At 61.8% G+C, this 24,322-nt stretch carries 27 protein-coding genes and 2 tRNA genes; 7 read left to right on the top strand and 22 right to left on the bottom strand.

Annotated features, from left to right (window positions below; translation table 11 throughout):
- Nucleotides 1-2: 2 nt before the first annotated feature.
- The 3 genes from G9C82_RS04915 to G9C82_RS04905 all read left to right on the top strand — a co-directional run bounded on the left by G9C82_RS04915 (nucleotide 3) and on the right by G9C82_RS04905 (nucleotide 1,140).
- The gene (locus tag G9C82_RS04915; RefSeq protein ID WP_004963236.1) at nucleotides 3-353 is read left to right on the top strand and encodes a 50S ribosomal protein L24e; all 351 of its coding nucleotides are present in this window, start codon (nucleotides 3-5) and stop codon (nucleotides 351-353) included.
- The gene (gene ndk, locus G9C82_RS04910) at nucleotides 353-817 is read left to right on the top strand and encodes a nucleoside-diphosphate kinase (RefSeq protein WP_007188260.1); all 465 of its coding nucleotides are present in this window, start codon (nucleotides 353-355) and stop codon (nucleotides 815-817) included. The genes G9C82_RS04915 and ndk overlap by 1 nt, the downstream gene beginning before the upstream one ends.
- A 65-nt stretch (nucleotides 818-882) precedes the next feature.
- On the top strand, nucleotides 883-1,140 hold the full coding sequence (locus G9C82_RS04905) for a glutaredoxin family protein (protein ID WP_004963227.1): 258 nt from the start codon (nucleotides 883-885) through the stop codon (nucleotides 1,138-1,140).
- Here G9C82_RS04905 and G9C82_RS04900 read toward each other — a convergent pair.
- The 14 genes from G9C82_RS04900 to G9C82_RS04835 all read right to left on the bottom strand — a co-directional run bounded on the left by G9C82_RS04900 (nucleotide 1,113) and on the right by G9C82_RS04835 (nucleotide 11,402).
- A complete protein-coding gene (locus G9C82_RS04900) occupies nucleotides 1,113-1,826 on the bottom strand; it encodes a hypothetical protein (RefSeq protein ID WP_127013510.1) in 714 nt (237 codons plus the stop codon). The genes G9C82_RS04905 and G9C82_RS04900 overlap by 28 nt on opposite strands.
- Nucleotides 1,827-1,874: 48 nt before the next feature.
- Nucleotides 1,875-2,279, bottom strand: coding sequence for a peptide-methionine (R)-S-oxide reductase MsrB (gene msrB, locus G9C82_RS04895; protein WP_004593495.1), 405 nt, complete (start codon nucleotides 2,277-2,279; stop codon nucleotides 1,875-1,877).
- A gap of 129 nt (nucleotides 2,280-2,408) precedes the next feature.
- Complete coding sequence (locus G9C82_RS04890; RefSeq protein ID WP_121303604.1) at nucleotides 2,409-4,091, bottom strand: GMC family oxidoreductase; 1,683 nt, start codon at nucleotides 4,089-4,091, stop codon at nucleotides 2,409-2,411.
- Nucleotides 4,088-4,681, bottom strand: a complete 594-nt coding sequence (locus G9C82_RS04885; protein WP_127013509.1) for a gluconate 2-dehydrogenase subunit 3 family protein — start codon at nucleotides 4,679-4,681, stop codon at nucleotides 4,088-4,090. Before G9C82_RS04885 ends, G9C82_RS04890 begins: the two co-directional genes overlap by 4 nt.
- Complete coding sequence (locus G9C82_RS04880) at nucleotides 4,674-5,591, bottom strand: hypothetical protein (RefSeq protein ID WP_241244081.1); 918 nt, start codon at nucleotides 5,589-5,591, stop codon at nucleotides 4,674-4,676. The genes G9C82_RS04885 and G9C82_RS04880 overlap by 8 nt, the downstream gene beginning before the upstream one ends.
- 266 nt (nucleotides 5,592-5,857) lie before the next feature.
- Nucleotides 5,858-5,931 (bottom strand) — tRNA-Thr (locus G9C82_RS04875).
- 32 nt (nucleotides 5,932-5,963) lie between these two features.
- Nucleotides 5,964-6,431: an N-acetyltransferase gene (locus G9C82_RS04870; RefSeq protein WP_171814228.1), complete on the bottom strand. Its 468-nt coding sequence runs from the start codon at nucleotides 6,429-6,431 to the stop codon at nucleotides 5,964-5,966.
- Between the two features lie 82 nt (nucleotides 6,432-6,513).
- On the bottom strand, nucleotides 6,514-7,089 hold the full coding sequence (locus G9C82_RS04865) for a CBS domain-containing protein (RefSeq protein WP_004963207.1): 576 nt from the start codon (nucleotides 7,087-7,089) through the stop codon (nucleotides 6,514-6,516).
- Between the two features lie 67 nt (nucleotides 7,090-7,156).
- Complete coding sequence (locus tag G9C82_RS04860) at nucleotides 7,157-7,930, bottom strand: GTP cyclohydrolase III (protein WP_004963204.1); 774 nt, start codon at nucleotides 7,928-7,930, stop codon at nucleotides 7,157-7,159.
- 109 nt (nucleotides 7,931-8,039) lie between these two features.
- Nucleotides 8,040-8,378, bottom strand: coding sequence for a hypothetical protein (locus G9C82_RS04855; RefSeq protein ID WP_004963201.1), 339 nt, complete (start codon nucleotides 8,376-8,378; stop codon nucleotides 8,040-8,042).
- A 55-nt stretch (nucleotides 8,379-8,433) separates the two neighbouring features.
- On the bottom strand, nucleotides 8,434-8,733 hold the full coding sequence (locus G9C82_RS04850; RefSeq protein ID WP_004593490.1) for a DUF5785 family protein: 300 nt from the start codon (nucleotides 8,731-8,733) through the stop codon (nucleotides 8,434-8,436).
- Nucleotides 8,734-8,778: 45 nt separating this feature from the next.
- Complete coding sequence (locus G9C82_RS04845; RefSeq protein WP_127013831.1) at nucleotides 8,779-10,041, bottom strand: PGF-pre-PGF domain-containing protein; 1,263 nt, start codon at nucleotides 10,039-10,041, stop codon at nucleotides 8,779-8,781.
- Between the two features lie 498 nt (nucleotides 10,042-10,539).
- Nucleotides 10,540-10,623 (bottom strand) — tRNA-Ser (locus tag G9C82_RS04840).
- 26 nt (nucleotides 10,624-10,649) lie between these two features.
- The gene (locus G9C82_RS04835) at nucleotides 10,650-11,402 is read right to left on the bottom strand and encodes a hypothetical protein (RefSeq protein WP_127013507.1); all 753 of its coding nucleotides are present in this window, start codon (nucleotides 11,400-11,402) and stop codon (nucleotides 10,650-10,652) included.
- A 100-nt stretch (nucleotides 11,403-11,502) separates the two neighbouring features.
- Between G9C82_RS04835 and G9C82_RS04830 the strand changes: the two genes are divergently transcribed.
- A complete protein-coding gene (locus G9C82_RS04830) occupies nucleotides 11,503-12,045 on the top strand; it encodes a hypothetical protein (protein ID WP_049944569.1) in 543 nt (180 codons plus the stop codon).
- Here the strand turns inward: G9C82_RS04830 and G9C82_RS04825 are convergent, their stop codons facing one another.
- The 4 genes from G9C82_RS04825 to aroA all read right to left on the bottom strand — a co-directional run bounded on the left by G9C82_RS04825 (nucleotide 12,046) and on the right by aroA (nucleotide 15,709).
- Nucleotides 12,046-12,672 (bottom strand): uracil-DNA glycosylase family protein, encoded by a 627-nt coding sequence (locus G9C82_RS04825; RefSeq protein ID WP_004963190.1) that lies wholly within the window; start codon nucleotides 12,670-12,672, stop codon nucleotides 12,046-12,048.
- A 1-nt stretch (nucleotide 12,673) separates the two neighbouring features.
- Complete coding sequence (aroC, locus tag G9C82_RS04820) at nucleotides 12,674-13,873, bottom strand: chorismate synthase (RefSeq protein WP_004516749.1); 1,200 nt, start codon at nucleotides 13,871-13,873, stop codon at nucleotides 12,674-12,676.
- Nucleotides 13,874-13,921: 48 nt separating this feature from the next.
- Nucleotides 13,922-14,317: a hypothetical protein gene (locus G9C82_RS04815; RefSeq protein ID WP_004963185.1), complete on the bottom strand. Its 396-nt coding sequence runs from the start codon at nucleotides 14,315-14,317 to the stop codon at nucleotides 13,922-13,924.
- 102 nt (nucleotides 14,318-14,419) lie between these two features.
- Entirely contained in the window at nucleotides 14,420-15,709 is a 1,290-nt protein-coding gene (gene aroA / locus G9C82_RS04810) for a 3-phosphoshikimate 1-carboxyvinyltransferase (protein ID WP_127013506.1), read from the bottom strand.
- Nucleotides 15,710-15,803: 94 nt separating this feature from the next.
- Between aroA and G9C82_RS04805 the strand changes: the two genes are divergently transcribed.
- Complete coding sequence (locus G9C82_RS04805) at nucleotides 15,804-16,508, top strand: SDR family NAD(P)-dependent oxidoreductase (RefSeq protein WP_011222835.1); 705 nt, start codon at nucleotides 15,804-15,806, stop codon at nucleotides 16,506-16,508.
- 45 nt (nucleotides 16,509-16,553) lie between these two features.
- A complete protein-coding gene (locus G9C82_RS04800) occupies nucleotides 16,554-17,420 on the top strand; it encodes a ZIP family metal transporter (RefSeq protein WP_127013505.1) in 867 nt (288 codons plus the stop codon).
- Nucleotides 17,421-17,434: 14 nt separating this feature from the next.
- Here the strand turns inward: G9C82_RS04800 and G9C82_RS04795 are convergent, their stop codons facing one another.
- The 4 genes from G9C82_RS04795 to G9C82_RS04780 form a co-directional block, all read right to left on the bottom strand.
- Nucleotides 17,435-18,832 carry a PAS domain S-box protein gene (locus G9C82_RS04795; RefSeq protein WP_127013504.1) on the bottom strand — a complete coding sequence of 466 codons (1,398 nt, stop codon included), beginning with the start codon at nucleotides 18,830-18,832 and terminating at the stop codon, nucleotides 17,435-17,437.
- Nucleotides 18,833-18,838: 6 nt separating this feature from the next.
- Nucleotides 18,839-20,329 carry an ATPase domain-containing protein gene (locus G9C82_RS04790; RefSeq protein WP_127013503.1) on the bottom strand — a complete coding sequence of 497 codons (1,491 nt, stop codon included), beginning with the start codon at nucleotides 20,327-20,329 and terminating at the stop codon, nucleotides 18,839-18,841.
- A 407-nt stretch (nucleotides 20,330-20,736) separates the two neighbouring features.
- Entirely contained in the window at nucleotides 20,737-22,026 is a 1,290-nt protein-coding gene (locus tag G9C82_RS04785) for a hypothetical protein (protein ID WP_004963165.1), read from the bottom strand.
- A 62-nt stretch (nucleotides 22,027-22,088) separates the two neighbouring features.
- Nucleotides 22,089-22,475, bottom strand: a complete 387-nt coding sequence (locus G9C82_RS04780; protein ID WP_007188278.1) for a hypothetical protein — start codon at nucleotides 22,473-22,475, stop codon at nucleotides 22,089-22,091.
- A 165-nt stretch (nucleotides 22,476-22,640) separates the two neighbouring features.
- On the opposite strand from G9C82_RS04780, the gene G9C82_RS04775 reads away from it, so the two are divergent.
- Nucleotides 22,641-24,290 carry a thiamine pyrophosphate-binding protein gene (locus G9C82_RS04775; protein WP_127013502.1) on the top strand — a complete coding sequence of 550 codons (1,650 nt, stop codon included), beginning with the start codon at nucleotides 22,641-22,643 and terminating at the stop codon, nucleotides 24,288-24,290.
- Nucleotides 24,291-24,322: the final 32 nt, after the last annotated feature.

Genomic DNA, 24,322 nt, shown 5'->3' with positions numbered 1-24,322 from the left:
CCATGCCCCGGACACGCGAATGTGACTACTGCGGCACGGACATCGAACCCGGCACGGGCACGATGTTCGTCCACAAGGACGGCGCGACGACGCACTTCTGTTCCTCGAAGTGCGAGAACAACGCCGACCTGGGCCGCGAGGCCCGCAACCTCGAATGGACCGACACCGCTCGCGGTGAAGCCGGTGAGGCCGAGGACGAGGCTGAAGAAGCCGAAGCTGACGAAGCCGAGGAAGCTGCTGCCGACGCCGACGAGGCAGAAGCTGACGCTGACGCCGAAGAAGCTGATGCCGACGAGGCCGACGCAGATGCTGAGGACGAGGCGGACGAGGAAGCTGAGGAGGCTGAGGCCTGATGTCCGAGCACGAGCGCACGTTCGTGATGGTCAAGCCTGACGGCGTCCAGCGCGGTCTCATCGGGGACATCGTCTCCCGCTTCGAGGACCGCGGCCTGAAGATGGTCGGCGGCAAGTTCATGCAGATCGACCAAGAGCTCGCCGAGGAGCACTACGGCGAGCACGAGGACAAGCCGTTCTTCGACGGGCTTGTCGACTTCATCACCTCCGGGCCCGTGTTCGCGATGGTCTGGGAAGGTCAGGACGCGACTCGGCAGGTCCGCACCATGATGGGCGAGACGGACCCCGCCGAATCGGCTCCCGGCACCATCCGTGGTGACTACGGGCTCGACCTCGGTCGGAACGTCATCCACGGCTCCGACCACGAGGACGAGGGCGCAAACGAGCGCGAAATCGAGCTGTTCTTCGACGAGGACGAACTCGTCGACTGGGACCAGATCGACTCGTCCTGGCTGTACGAGTAACGCCAGGTCGACCGCCGCGTTTTTTCGAGCACAACCACCTTGAGGACGGCGTCCGTATCGCCAGTATGAGCCTGACGCTCTACCAGCTCGACGGCTGTCCGTATTGTGAGAAGGTTGCCGACCGACTGGACGAACTCGGTATCGAGTACGACAGCGTCTGGGTCGAGGCGCTACACTCGAAACGCGACGAGGTGAAGCGGGTCTCCGGTCAGCGGGGGGTCCCGGTTCTAGTCGATGACGACCGCGGCGTCACGATGGCCGAGTCTGACCGCATCCTCGAGCTTATCGAGACGACTTACGCGCCCGAAGCCCAGTCGGCGTAGAGATAGCGAGCGGCCGCGCCGAGACTCGCAAATAGCAGTGGGAGGAAAAACAGCAGAATGAGGAGCCATAGCACCGCAGGTGCGGCCTGTCCCTCACCGCCGCCATCGAACATGACCGTCCGGACGAACACGAAGCTCCCGGCGAATCCCGTTGCGACATAGCCGAAGCCGATGCCGGTTCCGACGAGCGCCGCTTCCTCGAGCAGGCTGTCCGACCGGGCATCGCCGCGATAGCGCTCAAACAGCGCGCCGACGACAAGCAGCGAGACAATCGGAATCAGAAAATAGACTATCGGCGGGATGCTCGCTCCCTGTGCGCCGTACAGGACGTTCCGTGCGGCCGAGCCGTACACCTCTGCGTCCGATGCCGTCACCAGCGTCGGCACGTGGTGGGCGTTGTACAGCACGAACCCGTACTGGACTAGTCGGTCCGACAGTTCTGGCAGGTTGACCGACGACGGGCCGACGAGAAACAGCAGGGCGACGAGCAGATACTCGACAGCCAGCGTCCCGGCTGCGACGCCGGCCGCGCGGAGCCACGGAAACGTTCGGAGGCTCTCAGCTAGCAGGTGACTCTCCAGTTGTGGCTGTTCGGCAGTCGCAGTCGGTGGTTCATCGACCAGCGACTCGTCGACCGATGGTCCGGCCCCGTCGTCGCTCGCCTCGTCGGTCCCATGTTCAGTCACGTCTAGCCGTATCAACTTCAATGACGGAAAAAAGGGTTCCGGTGGTCGCTACTCTGACTCGAAGTCAAGCGCCGCGCCGTTGATGCAGTACCGCTTCCCGCTCGGCTCTGGTCCGTCGTCGAACACGTGGCCCAGATGACCGCCACACTCGGCACAGACGACTTCCGTTCGCTCCATCCCGTGGCTGTTGTCCGCTCGTGTTTCGACGTTGCCTTCCTGATACACGTCCCAGAAGCTCGGCCAGCCGGTTTCTGATTCGAATTTCCTGTCGCTATCGAACAGTTCCGTCCCACAGCCGGCACAGGTGAAGACGCCCTCGTCTTCTACGTCGATGAGGTCGCTGCTGAACCGCGGCTCTGTTCCAGACTCGCGGAGGATTCGGTACTCTTCGTCGGAGAGTATTTCGCGCCACTCTTCGTCGTTATCCGGGAGTTCTTCTTCGGATTCACTCATGCTCTCCCGTACGCCCTCCAGCGGTAAAAGCGTAGACCTCTCCGGTAGTGACAACCACGGTACGGTGGCAAAGACGCGGCATGCAATGGCCGTCTCTGGCGGCGCACAGGGCGTCTGCCAGTGTGGCAATCACAGCTCCTCGTCGATGTGATCCGCCGTCTTCAGCGCGAGCGCAGCAATCGTGAGTGTTGGGTTGTTCGCTCCAGCGGTGGTGAATACGCTCGACGACGCGATCCAGAGGTTCGCGAGGTCATGTGTCCGACACTGTTCGTTTACTACACTTTCTGCCGGATCAGTACCCATCCGCGTTGTTCCCATGTGGTGCGTACTCATTCCTCTCCCGCTCAGAGTTTTCACATCGGTAATCTCGGCACCGAGCTCTGTCAGAATCGACTTTTGGATCTCTAAACAGTGCTCCATCGTCTCCTGAGCGTGGGCTCCGTCAGAAAGATTGATCGACGGCACCGGTCGGCCGTGGTTATCTGTTTTCGAGTAATCCAGTGTGACCCGGTTGTCAGGCCGCGGCAGCATCTCGCCCGCGCCACGTATCGAGAGTGGATACGGTGGTCCCGAAGTCGTCGGAAGTTCAAGAGCGTCACCCAGTTGCATCTCGTTGAGCGGGTCTGTCGCGAGTTCAGCCAGTGCATCCGGAGTCGGGTTGCGAACGATGTCGAGGAACCGCGATGGAGATGTCGGTGGAAGTCTGGACTGCGCACCTCCTGACGTAGACTTCGCGGTGTTGCTAAACGTGAGGTGGTAGCTCCCGGGGCCGGTCTCCTCGTGCGCATAGAACTGATCGCTCCGACTGGAAACCCAGCCGATATTGCTCTGTCGTGTCGGCTCTTCGAGTGTCCCTGTCGTCCTGACGCTAGGGTGGTCCATGAGGTACCGACCGACTGCCCCGCTGGAGTTGGCTAATCCATCCGGATACACGTCCGAATCCGACAACAGCAGCAACCGCGGCGTTTCGATTCCGCCACACGCGATGACGAAGTGGTCTGCCTCTTGCCGGTACTGACGCCCGTTGGGGGTCGCGTAGACGACTGATTCCACGTAGTCACCCGTCCGGTCGTGCTCCACGGAGAGTGCCTGCACCTGATCAACGATCCGCGCACCAGCTGACTCGGCCTTCCGGACGTGGACTTCGGCGCTGTACTTCGCCCCCGACGGACAGGCGTTGCAAACGCCGTATCCGACGCATTCGGAGCGGTCATCGTATTCCTCGGAGTTGATGGCTTTCGGCTGGGACGCCATCGCGATTCCGAGTTCCTCACAGGCCTCGGCAAACAGCGAATCCGAGTAGCTCGGCTCGAACGCTGTCAGTGGATAGGGCTCTTTTCGCGGCGGTCCGTGTGGGTTGTCATCGGCCCCTGAAACGCCCATCTCCCGTTCGGCGCGCACGTAGTACGGCTGAAGGTCGTCGTAGCTGATCGGCCAATCCTGTGCTACCCCGTACCGCGTGTTCATCTCGAAGTCTTCTTCGTGAAGCCGCGGTGTGTTTGCGTCCCAGTGTAAGGACGTGCCACCGACCGCCTTCACACGGGTCTCGTTAAGCCGTGCATTGATGTCGCCGGTCGACGTGTATCCATCCCGTTCGCCATTACGCCAGAACGCGTCACGTTCGAAGTTCGGACGCAGCCACATCTCCATGCGTCGGTGGTGGTCCTCTGAACTCAACCGTTCGCCCGCCTCGAGTACCACGACATCGTGCCCGCGCCGTGCCAGCGAGTAGGCAGTGAAGGCTCCAGCCGGCCCTGCCCCGACGATACAGACGTCAGCCTCAGTCGGAGTTCGGTCGTCTGCGGCCGTCATCGTTCACCTCCCTCCGGCCCTTGCTGGTATGCCTCTCGCCCACCGGGATGTCCGGGCGGATTCTCGACCCCAAGCAGTTTGCCACCCGCAGGAGACGTAAACAGGACGTACAACAGGTCGCCTACGAGATAAAACCGGACCCGTTCCGCAGTTGTTCCGTCAGCAGTGGGATGCACTGTGGTCACGCCCATTGACTGCAAGACCTGTCGCCGCCGCCCTGCTGAAAGGTCGGCAATCCTGCCACCAAAGCGTGCGCTGGCGTGATCGTCGACCGCTTCGATAGCAGTAACGAGGTTGTCAAAATGATCTGGTTCCGGTTCAACCCGCCCAAACACGCGGCTCTCGATGAACGACCGCTCTATGGAGACCTCTGACGGGTACACCGCGCTGGCGATAGCCGTCAGCGCGTCGATGTGGGCTGCCGATGCTGGATGGGAGCTAGACTCCGTCGCAGAATCGGCAGCCAATAACTCGGGAGAGCCGGTGCCATATCCGTAGCCTGCAGCCGCGAATGCCGTGCCACCGAGGGCTGTGAGAAATTGGCGTCTGCTCGGAACGCCATCGTCTGACTCGGACTGGTTTTCAGTCATTGGACAGCCCTCCGCTGATAATCCCAACACCATGCACAGTGGATGAGAGGACCTGCTCGTGGTAGGTACACCACCAAAACATAGCGGTTAGCGCGACTGGCGCTGAGAGAACCACTGCCAGTTCACCGTAATTATACACACTGAGCAGGGCGGTTGTCCCAACAGTAGCTATCGGCGAACCGCTGCCGAGGAAGCCGGTGACGAACGCGCGGAATGCGCTTGCTGTCGGATACAGTCCCAGATCGTGGACGAAAACATCGAGCGCCGAGACGCCACACAGCCACCCAGTGCCGATGAAAAACACGCCGATAGCCGTCCCAGTGGTCGGCCCCTTAGGGTTTCGTCTGTGGCTCTCAGATTCGAACAACGAGTGGCCACGAGTGTCTGTCTGGCCGACATAGCTACCGAGACGTTTGACGGCTCCAATAGCGGCCAGTCCAAACACGCTGAATCCAACAGCCGCGAGAACTCCCGGAAGGAATCCACTAACGGCCGTGTAAAAGCGTTGCGCCCCCAGAACCATTACCAGCCATGCCCCAAACGCTGTTGCATTGACCCCACTGACCAGCATGATTCCGGCGTAGGCCGGAGCCACCCGATGCATCGATTCCAGGCCCTGCCTTTCCTGACCGCTAGAGAGTCCGCTAGCGAGCCACACGACTCCACAGGCAAAAGCCAGTACCCATGCCGCCGTGCCTGCCGTCCAGTACCCGATGGTCCCGTGGAAGCCGTCGTGGATGATGAGCCCAGCGACGCCACCGAGCGGTGTTGTGGGACCAATGAGAACGGTCGCTGCGACGAACGCGCCACCGACATACGCCATCGAGATAGCTGTCCGCGTTGCTATCTCAACTAAGAGAAACCCGAGAACAGCCGCTAGCGTAATCGTCACTTGGTCGTCTCTACCCACCCTGCATTGATTGTCTCTCCCCCACATACACCCCGAATAATGCCATTCCAGTATTGTTAGCCACAATTTAATTCAAAATATATCCACGGTTACGGCTTCCTCGACACTGGCTCCGAGCCGTGCCCACGTATTCCAACAGGATGGTGTCGAGCGAACCGGGCGCGCCACAGATACCGATCACGGGTCACGGCTACACTTCGGGAACGAATCGAAAAGCGGTGGCTTCGGCTGTCTTTTTGCAGTTCAGTTCCGAATTAAAGCGCCGAAGCCAGGGGTGGGATTTGAACCCACGAACTCTCGATTACAAGTCGAGTGCTTGGACCACCCAAGCTCCCCTGGCACGGTTGCATACCTGCGTTGTGTGGGGACCGTTTAGAGAGTATCGTTTTCGGTCGGCTTTTCGAGTTCGATTCGGTGTGGTGCGTAGCCGTGTGCTCGATAGAACTGTCGGGCGGACTCATTGTCTGCCATCGCTTCCAGCGCAAGGATATCTGCACCGGCTTGGCGGAGTAGTTCCTCCGCCGTATCGAGCAGTTCGCTGCCGATTCCCTGGTTCCTGTGGACCGGTTCGACGAAGATGTTCTCGATGATGCCCCGCGTCTCGTCCTGTTCGTACCGGCCACTGTCGAGAGTCATCATGACGAACCCGATGATGTGCTGGTCTATGCGGGCGATACGAACATTCTCGGCGACGATGCGCTGTACGACAGTCTCTCGGACCGCAGTCCGGTTGCGGTCCCCGAACAGATGTGACCCGTGGGCACGCTGGCTCTCCGCCAGCCGGACCCACAGGTCGACGATGGTGTCCACGTCATCCATCGAGGCGGTGGCGATTTCCACGGTGCTACTCCGTGTTGTACGGTCAAAACAGTTCGGCTACGCCGCTGTATCCGTCTTTGCGGGGAGAGGCCGCTGGAGTGGCTCAGACGTCACGACAGTCCGCACAGAGGAGCTGTCCATTGAACGAGGCCAGATTCCGCGTAAAGGTGCTACAGGCGGAACAGATGCCCTGACTGTCGAACGAATCCTCGGCGGCGGACTGCATCCCGTCGGTCGTGGCTTCCTGCCCAGTTGTCGCAACCGGCGAGGGCTGTTCGACGACGTCTGTCGACTCGCTCTCTAATCGTGCAGTCGAGAGGATATCGTGCTCAGTCAGCGTCCCGAGCGGCTCTCCGTCAGCCGTTACTAGGAGGAACTCAGCGGACCGTGTCGCCATTCGGTCCCGGGCTGCCGGGAGTCCAGCATCGGGGCCAATTGTCGGAATGGATTCACGCATCACGTCGCCGACGGTGGCAGTCTCCGGGTCACCGCCGTCGACGATGTATGCCAGTACGTCTCTGTCCGTCGCGACACCGACTGGTTCGTTCCCCCGTAACACGAGAATCGGATGCTGATCCTCTCGGATCAGCAACTCCGTCGTTTCAAGGAGGTCGTCGGACTCGCTTGCACCGACGTACTCTCTGTTCATAACCTCCCGCACAGTGACCTCACCGTTCATGTGTGTCATTACCACATGACTGGTCTAAAAGATACCTCCACTACGTTTATATCGCGTGGTTCACAAGTTACTCACTTGTCTCGGTTTCGATGGTGACGGCCTCGCCAGTCGCCCGACAGGTTTCTAGTGCGTGCTTGGCATCCATCCCGGCCGTCGCTGCCGTCCGCCCGCGTCCGACGCCGACTTTCAGCTCCACGTCGACTTCTTCGCGGACGTGGCTGATTGCGTCGTGGTAGTCCGCTTCATCCAGGTCCGGACAGACTGCGATGACGTTGTCGCCGCCGACGAAAAACGACAGCGAGTTGTGGGCCTCGCGCATATACTTCATGAGGGCTGCGTAGCCCTGCTCGATCTGGATGAACGTGTCGAACTCGTTGAGTTGGTCGGTGTACTTCTCGGTGGCGTCGTCGACATCGAAATGCGCGAGTTGCACGTCTGTCGGTTTCCGGAACTCCTCGTCGATTGTCTGGCCACGTAGCACTTCTCGTCGCCCCTTGTCCTGTGCACTCCCGGCCTCCTGAAGTTGCTCCGTCGCCGTTCCCAGCGCCGAGACGGGTGTCGTTCCCGTTGCGACAGAGAGGCTCATCGTCACGGGGTAGCGATTACCAACGGATTCCTGAATGAGTGCGTGTGCTGCCTCGTCCAATCCGTTCGTTACGGCGATCATGTTGTCGAACCGCGAGAAGAAGATGTAGCCGTCGCGGTTCCCGACCAACTGTGCGAGGTCAGCGTACAACCGGGACTGGAGCGTCTGAAGATCGACTTCACGGCGGGGTTCAGGCGTCACAGTCCACGGCCCGTAATTATCAATCTGTATATGGGTGATCTGGGTGTTGGTCACTGTCCATCGACAGTTTGGAAGCAATAGGTATTGCTCTGTCGGAATATACCCGCAGAACGGACTGGTGGCTGGTCCGAACCGGTGTCGAGTTCCGGACACACGGCCTAGTTTAGCGGTTGGTAGTTGGCACCGCATCGTAGCGCTGTATCTCCACGGTTCCAACCATCGAATCGTACGTGACGGTGTCTGTCGCCGTCAGTTTTGGCAGGTGCTCCGTGAACAGCTCCTCGGTGAGTTCGTCCCTCGCAGTGTCCGGGACCGCTGCTGGCTCGATGTCACGCTCGACCGCGAGAACCGCTGCCGCGAGGTCTGACACGACTACTGGCTCATCGCGGTCAGCCAGTATCGAGAGCGCGCGCCGACGAGTGTCATTCGACAACAGGTCAGCAACAACCTCCTCGGGAAGCCCGTGTCCGGTCCGGTCACCGTTTGAAGATGTCGTCGCCATACGCGACGCTACACCGGCCACCCACAAGTATGTGTCGTGCCCACACACTACACAATCAGGCCTGTTCGAGTCTGTACGGCCACCAGTCCGCCTCGCGCAGCGCGCGCCCAAGCGATTTGTGGAAGTCCGGGAAGTCCTCGAACTCCTCTTGATCGACGTATTCGAAGATGTCCGCCACGCTGACGACCGTCTCGTAATCGATCCGAACCGGGTGGTCTCCGTACTGTTCGACGTACTCCTCGGCGGTCAGCGGGAAGTCTTCGTCCTCGTCGACTTTCTTCGCCAGCACAGCGTGACCGTACTTGCGCCGGCCCTCGCTTCCTTCCTCGCCGTCCGGATCGTGTGGCCAATCCATACGCGAGTCTCTGGACACTGGCACAAAAAGGGTTTCTCTCCCCGCCTACAGTTCGAAGCCGCTGTCGTTCCGGCTGCCACCCCGTCGGAGGAGCGCGATAACGACACCGAACAGCAGCAACGCACCGAGGAGTCCGCCGATGACCAGCATCGTGCTGATACCCATGACTGTCGCCGGAAGCGGGCCGAGTCCGCCGTCACCGTCAACCGCGGGTTCAGTCTGGATCGCTGGCTCTGTTCCCGTCGGTTCCGTTTCTGGTTCAGCGCCGCCGTTTCCGTCGGTCTGGACCTGGCTCTCGGTTACCTGAATCTCGCCGGCGTTGACATCGTTGAACTTGATCTGGAACGTCCCCGGCGTCGTCACGACCGTCGACAGCGTCACCGTCTGTTCGGTGTCCGCTGGCACAGTCACCGAGGTCTGGTTGACGACCGCATCGTCCACCCGCATCTGTGCGTCGTAGGGGCCCTCGATACTGCCGTCGTTGGCGACCGTCGCTTCAACGACGACCCGTTGCCCCTCAGGAGCCTGCTCGCTGACGACTGAGGTTCGCGTGATGCTGAATGCAGGCTCGATCTTCCCAATCGCATAGGCCGATGCGCCCGCCGTGTCCGCTTCGTATACGACTTGATCAGTCCGCTCCTCAACAACGCTCGTTTCAGCGGCTTGCCATGACCCGTTCACACGGTGATACACACGGACCGCCGAAGCATCGATCCCGGCCGACTGGAGGTTCGAGCGGTTCAACACGAACTGCATCGACGACGGCTGAACCCCTGCTGACGAGCCAACGGTAACCACACCGAACACCGATGCATCGTCGTTATCGGGTACCGCGATGTCTGCGTCCGCGGGGTCTGTGTACTCGGTTACGTTCTGTGTGAACGACCGCTGGGATGCGTTTACACTCCATGACTGGACCGTGAACGTCCGGTTCATCGCGCTCGGCATCTCGACTTCGTATGGCTTCGTCGTTGGAACCGCGCCGCCACGGACCTCGGTCTGTCGGCTGGTCGCATCCTGTCGTATCGTCATTGCAGTCGCTTTCTTGACCTGAACGGTACCAGCCGACCGTTTTGGACTTTTGACCGTAATCTGATATGTCCCAGGCGTGTTAAACGTTAGTGCCCGTGTCCGCTTTGCCGATGACCCGGAATCGACGGCTACCCGTTCGGTTGCTTTCGTCGTTCCGTTCGCCACGTACTCAACGCTCATCGCACCCCCGGAGCTCCCGGTGTTCTTGACCGTTGCGGTGACGTTTACCGATTCACCGGCCAGTATCGTGTTTACCTCTTTCGATGCGCCAGACACGAACAGTCGTGGTGCAGCAGCAGCAGGGCCTGCCGCTGTCGCTGCAAGGAGGAGAGCAACGACACAGACCGAGAGGAGGCTCGGAAGATGCTGCTTTGGGGACCTCTCTTCACGTACCATTACTCAAATATAATCCAGACCATCGACATAAAACCGCCCGATTGCCTCGATCCGGTAAACTGTCCTTACGAATCGGAAGGCAGCGAATTCTGTCACCCTCGCGGTAGCGTCTGTCACCCACGTAGTCTGTTGCTACTGGTCTCGATGTCATTCAGAGCAAGATGTCACACGTGCTGCGTTCATGCGCTGGGACCTGCAGGGTTCAAGTCGCCAGTGTGTACCGACGGCTCCTCGCGTATTCGCTCGGAGCAATACGGTGGGACTGGGATTTGAACCGAGCCGAGACGGTCCTGCTCACGTCGTTGCGCGGGCTGCGACTCGTCGGCTTCAAATCCCAGCTGGCGTACTTGCCACTCACGGTTTGTTCGTGGCAAAATACGGTGGGACTGGGATTTGAACCCAGGAATCCGTGAGGATACCTGCTTTCAAGGCAGGCGCAATAGGCCGCTCTGCCATCCCACCGCAGTCAAGCATATTCGGTGGGCCTTCTAAGACCTGTCGGTCTCTCTGACCACAGTCGCCGAACCCTCATCGTCAATGATACGTATCCCGAGGTCATTGAGGAACGCTGTCGTCCGTTGCGGTACGACCCGACCAGCCCGGTTCCGGGCCCGGAGCAGCGGCACGATGGTTTCGAGATCTGCTCGCGTTTCGAGGACGGCTGACGGCGGGAGAAAGTCCACGTCGAGGCCGGCATCTCCAGCACGTTCGCCGATAGTTTCGACCGTCGGGGTGGCGTAGCTGTCCTCGAAATCTATCGGCTCGCCGAACCCGGCGTAGTAGACGCGGCCGCCCGCAGCGGGGCCAAGAACCACGCCGCTGGACCGGAGTTTCATCGCCGCGCTGTCGATGAGTTGTCGGTTCAACAGTGCCGCTGTCGGTTCGACGGCGGCGACGGTTGCGACGTCTTCCCGGTCAAGGAGGTGCGTCACTGTGTTCCCGACCCGACCAGCGAACGTCGACCCGACTTGGACCTCGAATCGGGCGTTGCCCGGTGATTCAAGCGCCTCTGTCACTGGCTCCCGAACCGCGGTCTCGGGGTCGACACCGTCTGGCACCTGTTCCGAAGGTCGATAGTTCACTAACAACTCGGCACCGCTGATCTCCACCGCACGACAGACATCGAGCAACATGGCTTCGTATAGCTCGGCGGCCTCGGCGTCGTCTACGATGCCGCCCGCCAGATCCTGTAACACGAACCCTTCGACTGGCGGGTCAGCCAGTACAGTTACCGTAGTCATACTGTCTTCTCGGCCCGACTGTGATTAGTCGCTTGTGTTCCGGTGTAGCCACGGAACAATTATAAGATGTGAGGAAAACTTGATAACTAAGAGAAACTATATGGAGCAATCCCAGACCTACAGATGTGATGGATGTGGGTCGGAGTATCGGGTGCTTGGAGAGCCCCAACCGAAGGTCGTGTGCCGCGACTGCGACCGCGAAGCCACGTTATCTGGGACGGCGGCGGCACAGCGGGCGTACCGTCTCGGCTACACACGGTACCGTGAGGCGCGCCGCCAGCTATCGGATGCGCTGGCGACCGTCGAAGACGGGGAGCTGGCGCTCGCTCGCGGTGGGTTCGACAGTGCCGCGTCGGATTTCGAGGACAGCGTCGAGGAGTTCACGACGGCTGTTCGCGAAGCGAACGACGACGTGCTGACCGAGTGGTCGGAACGAGCACGCAAGAAAGCGACCTGCCTCTGGCAAGCCGCCGAATGGCTCAGCGGCATGACCTACGCCAGCGAACAGGGTGAGTCGACACAGGCGAGCCAGTACCGCCACGACGCCGAGAACCGTCTACAGGCAGCAACGGAGTACGGGACAGTGTCGAGCCCGAAAGAGTTACTTCAGGCCGCTGCGACCGAAGTCCAGTCTGACACCTGACTACCGGCCGCGCCGGCCCTTCGTCTGCCGGTAGTCCTGTCCAAGCGTCTCGCTGAAGTGTTCCAGAAACGCCGTCCGCTGTTCGTCGGTCTGTTCGCTCGGCGGAATCATCGGGAGGATCTCGAACCCGCGGCCGCGGATCGTCGTCGCGTGGCGGTCCTCAATGTCGAGTTCGTCCTCGCTCATCGTCGTGTACTCGAAGGCCAATTCTTCGAGCGGCCGTTGTCCGACCGGCAGTAGGATCTCGGGGTTGATCATCCGTATCTCGCTGTTGAGATACGGCTCGCAGTTGACGACTTCCTCGTCGGTCGCCTCCCTATCGGGATGGCGACAACGGGTGACGTACGTCAGGAAGGTGTTCTGTAGCTGCGGCCTGTCGGCATCCGGGTCCGAACACATATCGACCGCGGCGAGGATGTCGAGCAGTTCGCGCTCGTTCTCGCCGGTAAAGGGGAGACCGGACTCGTCAGCGCCGACTGCGGGCGAATCGCCGAGAACGATGAACTCGGCCCCCACGTCACCGTAGCCGTGGACGACGTTCTCGCGCGTCTCACACAGCGCGGGACAGTTCTGACACTCCTCGTCCATCCCGAACGGGTTCGACTTGGACTCCTGTTGTGCGTCCATGTTAGTCGTCGTCGATAGTTTTTGCGTGGGTGTCCGCGTCCTCTGGGTCGTTCTGCGGGCTGGACGGGTGGTAGTCGGTGTCGTACTCGCCTGGCCGACCGTCGAGTCGGTCGGGATTGATGCGGCCGCCAAGGAGCATGAAGTCAAGGACCGTACAGGCGAGCATAGCCTCGACGACCGGGACCGCCCGCGGCGGCAGGACCGGGTCGTGGCGGCCGGTAACGGTAATTTCCTTGCCTTCGCCGGTCTCCCAGTCGACAGTCTCCTGCGTCTTTGGAATCGACACCGGCGCGTGCCATGACACTTCGCCGTAGATGGGCTGGCCGGTCGTGATGCCGCCCTGAATCCCGCCGTGGTCGTTGCCGACAGGCGTGGGGTGACCGTCTTCGTCGAACTCCCAGTTCTCGGTGTACTCACTGCCCTTGGTCGTCCGGGCCTCGCGGCCGATGCCGTACTCGAAGTCGTTGACCGCCGGAATGGAGTACATCGCCTGGCCGAGCCGGGACGGGAAGCTATCGAACCGGGGTGCGCCGAGGCCGGACGGGACGCCGCGACACTCGAAGTAAATCGCGCCGCCGATGGAGTCGCCCTCCTTCTGGTGCTGGTCGGCCACGTCGCGCATCTCCTCGGCGGCCTCGGGGTCAGCACAGCGAACCTCGTTTTCCTCGCTGTGTTCGAGCATATCCTCGAAGGTGACCGGCCCAGCCTCGACGTCGCCGATCTGGCACACGTGGGCCTTGATCTGGACATCGTAGTCGGACTGTTCGAGGACCTGCTTGGCGACGCCGCCGGCGGCGACCCAGTTCACCGTCTCGCGGGCAGAGGAGCGACCGCCGCCGCCCCAGTTCCGGGTCCCGAACTTCGCGGAGTAGGTGTAGTCACCATGAGACGGCCGCGGGGCCGTGATGAAGGGCTCGTACTTGCCCGAGCGGGCGTCCTTGTTCTGGATGACCATCCCGATAGGCGTCCCCGTCGTGTAGCCGTCCTGAATCCCGGAGTTGATCGTCACCTTATCGGGCTCGCCCCGGGAGGTGGTGATCATCGACTGGCCGGGCTTGCGCCGGTCGAGGTCTTTCTGTATCTCTTCCTCTGAGAGTTCGACGCCCGCCGGAACGCCGGAGACGGTACAGCCCATCGCCTCCCCGTGAGACTCGCCATAGGTCGTCATGCGGAACAGACGACCGAATTCGTTGCCGTTCATTACAGTGGTGTCGGGGTTGCGGGCATTTGAACCTTGTAGATGCGCCCGTCAGTCGTCGAGCCACCTGACCCGGTCGAGGAACTGCACCGTCTTCGCCCCCTTGACCTGTTTCTCGAAAACCGCATCGAACACCTCATCTGTGTCGTCAGGCCGGGGCTCCCAGGTGTACCGTACCAGCGTTACGTCCGGATACTTCGTGTTGACCGCACGGGCGAAGTTGCCCTCTGACGAGGCAGTGCGCCGGCGTCCGACCACCACGCAGTCGAACTCGCGGTCGGCCAGCACTGTCATCGCCCGGTCGGTGTTTGGTGTCGTTACTAGTTCGACTGCCTCGCGCTCGTCGGCAATATCGGCCTGCAAATCAAGCAACAACTGGTCGTCATCGACGTAGAGGACTGTCGTAGGGTCCGCAGTAGACTGTTCGGAAGCGCTCGTTTGATTCACAACGTGTGTTGTAAATGTTCTTCGTCGCGTAAAAGCGCACTTATCTATCAGATACGTAATACTCTTTCATTGCAAAAACCGACCTGCTGGTGACCCGATACCCTATTGCTCGACAGCAGCGCCAAGCGAGTCGAGCACGTCGAAGAAGTCAGGGAAGGACACGTCAACGTGTTCTGCGCCGGTCACCGTCGTTTCGCCGTCGGCGACGAGGCCGGCGACGGCCAGCGACATGATGATGCGGTGGTCCGCACGGCCTTCCACGGTTGTGCCGACGAGGTCGCTGTCAGCGCCGTAAACGAACAGTTCGTCCTGGTGTTCTTCGACCTCCGCGCCCATCTTCGTGAGTTCCTCGGCCATCGCGCTCACGCGGTCAGTCTCCTTGTACCGGACGTGCTCGGCGTCGGTAATCCGGGTGACGCCGTCGGCAGCGGCCCCAAGCGTCGCGATGGTCGGCAGGAGGTCCGGCGTGTCTTCGACGCCGACCTCGATGCCAGTCAGTTCGGACTGTAAAACGGTGATTTCGCCGTGTTCCTCGTCCCAGTCGAGGTCGGCCCCCATCCGGTCGAGGATGTCAACGATGGCGGCGTCACCTTGCGCGCTCGGGAACGCCGACGTGACCCGGAGGCCGTCCTCGGCGGCGAGCGCGCCGGCCGCGAGCAGGTAGCTCATCGACGAGAAGTCCCCGGGGACGTTGTAATCGCCGCCGTCGGGGACGTAGGTCTGGCCGCCGTCGACGGTGAAGCCAGCGTCGGTTTTCTCGGCGTCGACGCCGAACGCGTCCAGCACCTCCAGCGTGATGTCGACGTACGGTGACGACTTCAGCTCGGTCGTCAGGTCGATGTCGATGCCGTCCGGTGAGACGGCTCCGGCCATCAACAACGCAGTGATGTACTGTGAGGACACGTCGCCGGGGATTTCGACTGCCCCGCCGTCGATGCCGCCGCCGACGACCAGCGGGGCCTGCCCGTTGCGGCGGGTCGACTCGGCGTCGCCATTCAGCTGTCCGATAGCATCGAGTAGCGGCCCCTGCGGGCGCGACCGGAGGGACTCGTCGCCGGTCAGCACCGCGAGGTCGTCCTGCAGCGCGGCCGTGGCGGTGACCAGTCGCATCGTCGTCCCGCTGTTGGCACAGTCGATCACGTCGTCCGGCGTCTCCGGCCGGCCGTCGAAGCCCGTCACTTCGACCGTCGACTCGTCCTCAGCCAGCGAAACACTGCCGCCGTAGGCTTCGACGGCTCGCATTGTGGCCTTCGTGTCTGCGCTCACGAGCGGGTCGTGGACCACTGCGCCGTCCGCGTAGCCCGCGGCCAGCACCGCCCGGTGGGTGTAACTCTTCGACGGCGGTGCCTGTGCCGTCCCCTCGACCGTCGACTCGGCAATCGTGATGTCCATGCCCGGTCGGTAGCGGGCGTTCGACAAGAGACTACCGCTCCCACCCCACTGCGGTGAGAGCAACGACCTTGTGGCTGGCAGCGGTACCACCGCTATGGTCCCAGCGATGGACAGCGCGACCGCTGTCGTCACGGGTGCGAGTAGAGGTATCGGCGAGCAGATAGCTCACGCGGTAGCGGGTGCAGGCGCACATACGGTCATCTGTGCCCGCGACGCCGAGGCGCTTGAGCGGGTCGAAGCTGATATCCGGGACGCTGGTGGCTCCGTGACCGCGATTCGCACGGACGTACGTGATGAGTACGACGTTGAACGGCTGGTCGAAACTGCCATGCGGGAAGGAGGCGCAATACAGTACGTTGTCGCCAACGCCGGCGTCTACCACGGCACCGCCGGCGAGACGCCGCTCACCGAGGAATCCTACACTGCCTTTGACGACCATATCCGGACGAACGCCCGCGGCGTGTTCTCGACGATCCGGGAAGCCGTTCCGCACCTCGGCCCGGATGCCCGAATCGTCGTCCCGACGGGTGTCGTCGCCCGCGAGGGAATGCCCGGCTACGGCTCCTACGCGGTTTCGAAAGCTGCCGCAGAGGCTATTGCTCGCGGATTCGCGGCCGACCTCGATACGCCGGTCGGCGCAGTCGACCCCGGACAGGTCGCGACGGACCTCTCCGGTGACGGCGGGCGCGACCCAGTGTCAGTCGCCGAAATGGTTCTCTGGGCGCTCCGCGATGCAGACCCGTCAGCGCTGGACGGCGGTGTCCTTGATTGGGGCGACTATCGGTCGGCGACCCGGTAACCGCCATCGATGGGTTTATTGGCAACAGGCCGGTGAATGTAGATAATGTCTATTAATTCAAGCTCAGTATTTAATAACTCTGGGCGGGTGTCCGCCGCCGGTATCGCAAGTGTCGTCGGTCTGGCGGTCCTGTCAGCCGTCGCCGTCACCGGTGGGGCTATGAAAGTCCTCGTTATCTCCTGGGTCGCGTTCGCAGCAATGGCACTGGGCGCGTGGCTCGGTGCACGGGCCGACGAGACGAACCCCTACCGACTGGTCTGGGGCTACGGCCTCGCGAGCGGCGCGATGGTCACGTCGGCGGCCATGTTCCTCGTCCCGCAGGCGATGGGACTGGGCGGTCAGGCCGGCGCAGCACGAATCGGCGGTGTCGGCATCGCCGCCGGACTGGTCACCGGCTACGGCACCCACACTATCGGTCATCGACTGACCCACATCGAGACGTCCTTCGACATGACCACGATCGCTATCGCCGCCCACGCGCTCTCGGCCGGACTGGTCATCGGCTTGGTCTACGCTTCGATGCCGGACCTGGGTATCCTGCTCGGCCTCGCCATCGTCTCGCACAAAGGGCCGGCCGGCTACGCCGCCGCCCGGCGGCTCGGACGTAGCGACAAGTCCGCCACGGCGCTGTTGCTCCCCGCGGCTGGCGTTGGTCTGACGGCGATCCCATCCGCGCTGCTTCCAGTTCCGGAGTCAGCGTTTCTCAACGCGGTCATCTTCGGGTTCGCCGCTGGCATCTTCCTCCACGTTGCAATGGACTTCCTGCCGAACTGCGAAGCCGGCAGCGAGATCGATGAGGTCTGTGAACTCCACGACCACTCTCACGACCTGCTCGACGAACTCCGGACGCACGCCGTCGGGTCAACAGTAGTCGGCGCGGCCATCATTGTGCTGGCGTGGGTCGCCATCTGAACGCGTGGTTGTCGTCACCGCACGGGCATTGTCACGGCGATACTTGTCCCGTCACCATCGGTTTGAATGTCGATATCGCCACCGACGTAGCTGATAAGCCAGTACGCGAACCACAGCCCTAGCCCGGACCCGTGTTCGAGCGGCTTTTCCTCCGCCGCTTCGATGACCCGGCGCTCCTGGTCCGGAACGCCCGGCCCGTTGTCCGACACCGTCACTGTCGCTGTCGTGTCGTGGCGCTCCGCCCGAATGGTCACTCGCGGTGCCGACGCGTCAGAGTGCTTGATACCGTTCTCGATGAGTTCCTGCAACGCCGGGACAACCTTTGCATCTATCGTCGACGACGTGACGTCGCTTTCGACGATGAACTCGGCGTCGGGATATGCTGCGGCCAGCCCGTCTGTGATATCACTGAGGACGGCTTCGAGTTCGCGCTCGACATCGTCGGTAACTGAGTCCGCGAGCAGTTCCTGCACGTGGTGGGCTTTCTCGCTAATATCGAGCAGGGACTGAACGTTCCCTTTGATCGTCTCAAGATGAGCAAGCGCGTCCTCGTCGTCGACTAGCTCTGAGAGAATATCTGCACGTCCGCTGATCGTCGTTCCGTTGTTCCGGAGATTGTGGCGGAGAATCCGGTGAAACACGGTGAGTTGTTGCTCGCGCAGTCGACGCCCGGTGATTTCGTTTTGAATCCCGACGAACCCCTGTATCGTCCCGTCTGCGTCCTGAATCGGGGCGATGGTCTGATTGAGGATGAACCGCTCGCCGGACTTGCGCTCGTTTACAATCTCGCTCGTCCAGACCTCGCCGCGACAGATTGTGTCCCAGAGCCGCTCGTAGAACTGTTCGCCCTGCTCACCGGATTTGAGTATCCGCGGCGTCCGACCGATCGCTTCCTCAGCGCTGAATCCGGTGAGTTCCTCGAACGCCGGGTTAACGTACTCGATGATACCGTTCGTGTTCGTTATCAGAATCGCATGCCCCGCGTGCTCGACAGCGTTTCTGAACCGCCGGAGTTCGTTGTTTTGCTCCCTGAGGTTTTCGGCGAGGTCTTCGGTGTGGCTGCGCCGCGCGAGGAGGTTCGCGATAGTCCGAAAGAGCGCCTGCGTATCCACCGGCGCTGCCACAATATCGTTTACGACGAGTGGCTGTTCCGCAGCGTCGATATCGGGGAGGTCAATCCTGACCGGGGTCTCCTCACGACGGACCAGAATCACGGGGCAAAACACCGGATCTGCCCGGTGTTTGTACTGTTCTATCGCTGCTCTGTATTTCGGAAACGACGACTCGTCGACGATGTGGAGGTCGGCCTCCCGGAACTCGCCGTCCGTGATCGGCGTGTGGTGTTCGGCGACGACGGAGGCGAGCGCGTCCCGGTTGCCATCGCCGGCCAGCAGCAACTGGATGTCAGCCATCGGTGGTTAGTGAGTGGACGACTGATTGTTGCCGTCGCCATGCTGTTCAGGGACGCCCTCAAACACGCCGTGCATTCCTGAGACGGGGTCGCCGACCTGTAGGCCGTCGGCGGTTATCTCGAACCGGCGAGGCACGGTTTCGAACCCGCCGACGCGCTTTTTTAGTGCGCCGACAACACGCTGGAGTTCGCCCGCAACCTCGATGTAGTTCTGGAAGACGATGTTGTCAGCGAGGTAGCTGACGTTCTCGCTCGTCGGCTCGTGCAGCCCGGTCACGTCTCTGCGCTGGTCGATCAGGATTACAGCCGTGTTCCCGCGCGTGAGCTGCTGTGTCAGGGCGTGGAGCCGCCGACGCAGTTCCACGTCGTCTTGGCCGCGCTTGATCGCGTTCTTGTAGCCCGCGATGCCGTCGATAACTACGAGTTCGGCCCCACGCTCCTCGGCCTGGGTCTTGACGCGGTTTGCGAACTCCTCGGGCGACAGCGCCAGCGATTCGACCTCCTCAACGAGAAGTGTTCCCTCGTCACGTAACTCTGAGAGCGGTATCCCGAACGTCTCACAGCGGTGGCTGAACGTGTCGATTGACTCATCGAACAGGTACGCGAGCGCCGGGGACCCGTCTGCCGCCGCGGAAGCCAGAAACTCCGTCGCTGTCGTCGACTTGCCGACACCGGAGGGGCCGCTAAGAATGGTTACTGTTCCGCGTTCGAGTCCGCCATCGAGGAGCGAATCCAGTTCCGGAACCCCGGCGGAAAACTGCGTGGGGTCGAACGACCGCGTCCGTTGTTCCGGTTCGAGCGCCGGATACACTTCGACGCCGGAGTCGCGGATCTCCATCCCATGTGAGCCGTCCTGCTGGCCGATGCCGCGGTGCTTGCGCAGTCGAATCCGCCGACCTGCCTTCTCGTCGCCGTAGCTGAGCGAGATGATGCCGTCGCTGAGCGACCTGAGTTGCGTGTCCATCTGATTGCTCGGTGTCTTGGTCGCCAGCACGGTCGTCTCCCTGTCCTGCAGGAAGCGCGCGAAGGAGATGACGCGCTTGCGAAACTGGTACTCGGTCGGTTCGAGATACTGGAAATGCGTGATGGGGTCGATGAGAACGCGGTCCGGGTCAACCCGCTCGATAGCCTCGCGGATATCCGAAATCAGGTGCCCGTCTTCAACGTCTCGTGGCTTGACCACGTCGTACGACTCAGCCTCCTCGAAGAACTCCGAGTCGGGACCGACATCGAGAAACGTCGCGTCGCTGATATCGATGCCGAGTTCGGCAGTGTTCGCCCGCAGATCGGACGCAGATTCCTCCGCATGAATGAACAGCACGTCGTCGCCGGCTTCGAGTCCTGCTTCGAGAAACTGCGTGCCAAGCAGTGTTTTGCCGGTTCCGGGCGGCCCGATAACGAGATAGAGCCGCCCTCCCACCAGTCCGCCTCTGAGAAGCGAATCAAGACCGGAGATACCGCTAGAAAGCTGCGTGAACTGCCGCTCGGAAGAGGACATAGAAGGAGTATCGGACGGGGAGTAATAAGCATCTCGTGAGAAACCAACGTGTGATAACGACGGAGCCAGCGAGTTGTCGGCTGATTTGCCTCCGCGGTATCGATTACTGATATCTATTTGCCGTTGAGCAACTGCCCGGCAAGAATCGGCACGAACGTCCGCAATCCACTTTTTTAGCTCGGGTGTACCTCCTGTGGTCGCGCACCACTCCGAAAAAACGTGGGCGAAAAAGTCGACCACTCGCTCCGCTCGTGGTCGTACTAGTCCTATTCGAGCAACTGTTCGGCCAGAATCGGGACAAACGTCCGCAATCCACCTTTTTTACCCTCGGGTGTGCTCCCAGTGGTCGCACACCGCTCGGTAAAAACGTGGGCGAAAAGCGACCACTCGCGTCGCTCGTGGTCGTCCTATTCTTCACTAAGCAACTGCTCCGCCAGAATCGGAACAAAGGTGCCGATATCGGTGACCATCCCGACTGCCTGTGCAGAGCCGCGGTCGAGGAGTTGCGTCACCGTCGCGGGGTTGATATCGACGCAGACGACCCGCGTTGTCGAGGGGAGACAGTTCCCGACGGCGACCGAGTGTAGCAACGTCGAGAGCATCAGTACCATGTCGGCTTCGTGGGCCTGCTCTCGGATTGCGTTCTGGGCCTCGACGGCGTCGGTGATCGTGTCCGGCAGCGGGCCGTCGTCGCGGATAGAGCCCGCAAGCACGAACGGTCGGTCGTTGTCGATACACTCGTACATGACGCCAGACTCGATGGTTCCGGACTCGACGGCCTCCTCGATGCCGCCCTCGCGGATGACCTCGCTGATAGTGTAGATGTGGTGTTTGTGGCCGTGGCGGGGGTGGTCAAGGCTCTCGGTGTCCATCCCGAGCGAGGTGCCGTAGATATCTCGCTCGATGTCGTGGACGGCGAAGCCGTTGCCGGCCGAGAGCATGTCGACGTAGCCCTCCCGGACGAGGCGAGCGAGGTCTTCACGCGCCCCGGAGTGGATGAGCGCCGGCCCACAGACCGCCATCACCTTGCCGCCTTCCTTTTTCGTCTCCTCGATTGCGTTCGCAATCTTGCGGATGGTCGACTCCGAGGGTCGCTCCGATGAGACGCCGCCCTGCATGAAGCCGAACGCGCCGCCGGAGTCACGGGGCCGCTCCGGCGGCTGGACCTTGATGCCCGTTTCGTCGGTGACGACCATGTCGCCCTCTTCGATGGCGTTGAGAACTTTCGTGTAGGCTCGGGGGCCGTCTCGCGGCGTTTCGTCGCCGCCGCTCGACTGTTCCGAGGCGCGTTGCGCCTCGCTGGCGTCACCGTCCTCGACAACCACGGCGCAATCCATCTCCACGTCCTCGACTTCGATCCACTCGCCGTCGTGACGGATGAACGTCGGGTGGTTCGTCGTCGAATAAAAGCCATGTGGGACGACCTGGTCGTCGGGCGCGGGGACGAGCGTGGCGTCTTTCGGGTCGGACGGATTGACACCGTGCTGATGGAGTTCGTGGACAATCGACTGTAGCTGGGCCTCGTCGTCGGCCTCGACGAGCATTCGGGCGTAGGACTCCTCGTCTTTGTGGCGGCCGATATCGAACTTCTGGACGGAAAAGGAGCCGCCCAGGTCCATGATGATGCCGAAACAGGACTGCATCATCCCGGAGTCGATGATGTGGCCTTCTAGCTCGACTTCGCGAGAGACGGTCATGGCAAAGACATGGAGGCAGGTGTGTAAGACGGTTTTGGGTCTGCGCGACCCCGGTGGCCCGGCTACTGCCCGTCGACGTGTCGTTGCACAGCCCACGACCCCCCTTCACCAGTCTCACACAGGCGCTCAAAGAACCGCTGTAGTCCGTCGGACTCTGTGGTTGGCAGGACGTGCAATCGCACCGTTCCGTCGCGGACCGCGACGCGGAACACGTCGGTTGTTTCCTCGTCGCGGACCAGCCACAGCGGCATCGGCAGGTCGTGGAAATCACCGTAGCGATACGGCCCAGCCGCAAGAATGTCGACGACTGTCTCGGCGAGGTCCGGCGTCGCCTGCTCCTGTTCCGGGATGAGTCGGAACTCCGTCCCGCCCTCGTATTCGACCCCGCTCCCGTGGGGAAAGCGCCGCTGTGGGTGGGCTGGGATGCTGAACGAGGGGTCCGTGGTCATCTGTCACGTAGTTGGGCGCTTTCGGATTTAAATTCGCGGGCCGTGCAGGGCTCGGTAGTATATTCTCCCCTGCGACTGTGGCGACCCGACGCGGTCTGGGGTCTAGCATGGCCGGCGGCGAACTAAAGTCATGAGAGTGAATTGTCTTACGAGTGAGGAACCAGTATGCGCGTTAGTCTGGCGGTGGTAGACCGTCTCGTCGCGAACGGCATCGATACCGTCTTCGGAATCCCGGGGAAGCAATCCCTCCCGCTGAACGAGGCCATCGGCAACCGGGACGACATCCGCTTTGTCGTGGCACGACACGAAACGGCGGTCTCACATCAGGCCTGGGGCTATGCAGAAACGAGCGGGGAGATAGCGAGCACTGTTGTCGTCCCCGGCCCGGGCGATATGAACGCGATGAACGGCCTGAAAAACGCGCTGAACGACTGCACGCCGCTGGTGCATTTCGCCATTGAAACCGAGCCTGCGCTCCGGGGCGGTGATGCGATCCACGAAACCCCACCGGACACCTACGACAACGTCGTCAAAGAGAACATATTACTGAAAAACCCCGAAACGACAGCGGCGACAATCGACCGGGCAGTACAGATCGCGCAAACACCCCCGAAAGGGCCAGTTAGAGTCGGGCTCCCCAAGAATTACTTGCAGATGGATGTCCCGCTCGCCGGTGCAAGCACACCGTCGGCTCCGAGTTCAAATACTGTCCCGGAACAAGAAGTTTCGACAGCCGCCGAGCATCTGCTCGCGGCCGAGCGGCCCCTTATTCTGGCCGGCGGTGGTGTGCGAGCGTCGGGCGGGACGGCGGCGCTCCGAAGCCTCACGGAGCGACTCGACGCGCCTGTCGTAACGACGTACAAGGGCAAGGGCGTGTTCCCCGAGGATCACGACCTCAGTGCCGGCGTGTTGGCCGGCAGCGCGAGCCCAGAGCTACTGGACTGTCTCGCCGATTCCGACGCTGTGCTGGCCGTCGGCTCTGACCTCGACGCACACGGGACACGCGGGTGGTCGGTCGAACTGCCTGAGACACTCATTCAGGTCACCATTGACGCTGACGACCTCGGCACGGGCTATGACCCGACTGCCGGCATCCTCGCAGATGCCGCGGACGCGATGACGGCGATTGAGAACAGAATCGCGGCGGCTGACACCGCTCCCGCCTCGAAGACGGACGGGGCCGAACGCGCACAGGCTGTCCGTGACGCCACAGCGCGTCGAATCGAACCGCTCGTGGATTCGGAACCGCCGCTGACCTCCGTCCATGTGCTGCAAGTCCTTCGAGACGCACTCCCTTCGGATGCCATCACCGCTGTCGACGCCGGGGGGTTCCGCGTCTGGGCGCTGAACACGTTTGCGGCGTACGGCCCACGCAGCTACGTCAACCCCGGGTCGTGGGCGACGATGGGCACCGGACTACCGTCTGCGATTGGGGCACAGCTAGCGAATCCGGACACACCGGTCGTTGCACTGACCGGTGATGGTGGCCTCATGATGTGCGTCCACGAGCTTCATACTGCGGTCGCTGAGAATCTCCCAATTACCGTCGTCGTCCTCAACAACGATGATTACGCGATTATCAGCGAGGAGGCGGGGCGCAGCTACGACCTCGATCATCAGGCGTACGGATGGGACAGGACGCCGATCGATTTCGGGACTGTCGCTGCCGGGATGGGGATGGAAGCCACGCAGGCTGACACGCCGTCCGAAATCCGCACGGCGGTTCACGAAGCAGTCCAGACCGACGCGCCGACACTCGTCGAGGTCAGGACCGACCCGGCGGAGCCACAGGCAAGCGAGTGGATGCGCGAGTAGTGGATTTATCCAGCGGGAACGCCAACCACAGG

Origin of the sequence: Haloarcula sp. R1-2 (assembly GCF_011627385.1) — an archaeon.
Lineage (GTDB): Archaea > Halobacteriota > Halobacteria > Halobacteriales > Haloarculaceae > Haloarcula > Haloarcula marismortui.
This window is presented reverse-complemented; position numbering and strand designations above follow the sequence as displayed.

Bases quoted from the DNA above. Each gene is read 5' to 3' on its own strand.
- G9C82_RS04915 (WP_004963236.1), top strand. From the start codon at position 3: ATGCCCCGGACACGCGAATGTGACTACTGCGGCACGGACATCGAACCC.
- ndk (WP_007188260.1), top strand. From the start codon at position 353: ATGTCCGAGCACGAGCGCACGTTCGTGATGGTCAAGCCTGACGGCGTC.
- G9C82_RS04905 (WP_004963227.1), top strand. From the start codon at position 883: ATGAGCCTGACGCTCTACCAGCTCGACGGCTGTCCGTATTGTGAGAAG.
- msrB (WP_004593495.1), bottom strand. From the start codon at position 2,279: ATGAGTGAATCCGAAGAAGAACTCCCGGATAACGACGAAGAGTGGCGC.
- G9C82_RS04890 (WP_121303604.1), bottom strand. From the start codon at position 4,091: ATGACGGCCGCAGACGACCGAACTCCGACTGAGGCTGACGTCTGTATC.
- G9C82_RS04885 (WP_127013509.1), bottom strand. From the start codon at position 4,681: ATGACTGAAAACCAGTCCGAGTCAGACGATGGCGTTCCGAGCAGACGC.
- G9C82_RS04865 (WP_004963207.1), bottom strand. From the start codon at position 7,089: ATGAACGGTGAGGTCACTGTGCGGGAGGTTATGAACAGAGAGTACGTC.
- G9C82_RS04855 (WP_004963201.1), bottom strand. From the start codon at position 8,378: ATGGCGACGACATCTTCAAACGGTGACCGGACCGGACACGGGCTTCCC.
- G9C82_RS04850 (WP_004593490.1), bottom strand. From the start codon at position 8,733: ATGGATTGGCCACACGATCCGGACGGCGAGGAAGGAAGCGAGGGCCGG.
- G9C82_RS04835 (WP_127013507.1), bottom strand. From the start codon at position 11,402: ATGACTACGGTAACTGTACTGGCTGACCCGCCAGTCGAAGGGTTCGTG.
- G9C82_RS04830 (WP_049944569.1), top strand. From the start codon at position 11,503: ATGGAGCAATCCCAGACCTACAGATGTGATGGATGTGGGTCGGAGTAT.
- G9C82_RS04825 (WP_004963190.1), bottom strand. From the start codon at position 12,672: ATGGACGCACAACAGGAGTCCAAGTCGAACCCGTTCGGGATGGACGAG.
- aroC (WP_004516749.1), bottom strand. From the start codon at position 13,873: ATGAACGGCAACGAATTCGGTCGTCTGTTCCGCATGACGACCTATGGC.
- aroA (WP_127013506.1), bottom strand. From the start codon at position 15,709: ATGGACATCACGATTGCCGAGTCGACGGTCGAGGGGACGGCACAGGCA.
- G9C82_RS04805 (WP_011222835.1), top strand. From the start codon at position 15,804: ATGGTCCCAGCGATGGACAGCGCGACCGCTGTCGTCACGGGTGCGAGT.
- G9C82_RS04800 (WP_127013505.1), top strand. From the start codon at position 16,554: ATGTCTATTAATTCAAGCTCAGTATTTAATAACTCTGGGCGGGTGTCC.
- G9C82_RS04795 (WP_127013504.1), bottom strand. From the start codon at position 18,832: ATGGCTGACATCCAGTTGCTGCTGGCCGGCGATGGCAACCGGGACGCG.
- G9C82_RS04790 (WP_127013503.1), bottom strand. From the start codon at position 20,329: ATGTCCTCTTCCGAGCGGCAGTTCACGCAGCTTTCTAGCGGTATCTCC.
- G9C82_RS04785 (WP_004963165.1), bottom strand. From the start codon at position 22,026: ATGACCGTCTCTCGCGAAGTCGAGCTAGAAGGCCACATCATCGACTCC.
- G9C82_RS04780 (WP_007188278.1), bottom strand. From the start codon at position 22,475: ATGACCACGGACCCCTCGTTCAGCATCCCAGCCCACCCACAGCGGCGC.
- G9C82_RS04775 (WP_127013502.1), top strand. From the start codon at position 22,641: ATGCGCGTTAGTCTGGCGGTGGTAGACCGTCTCGTCGCGAACGGCATC.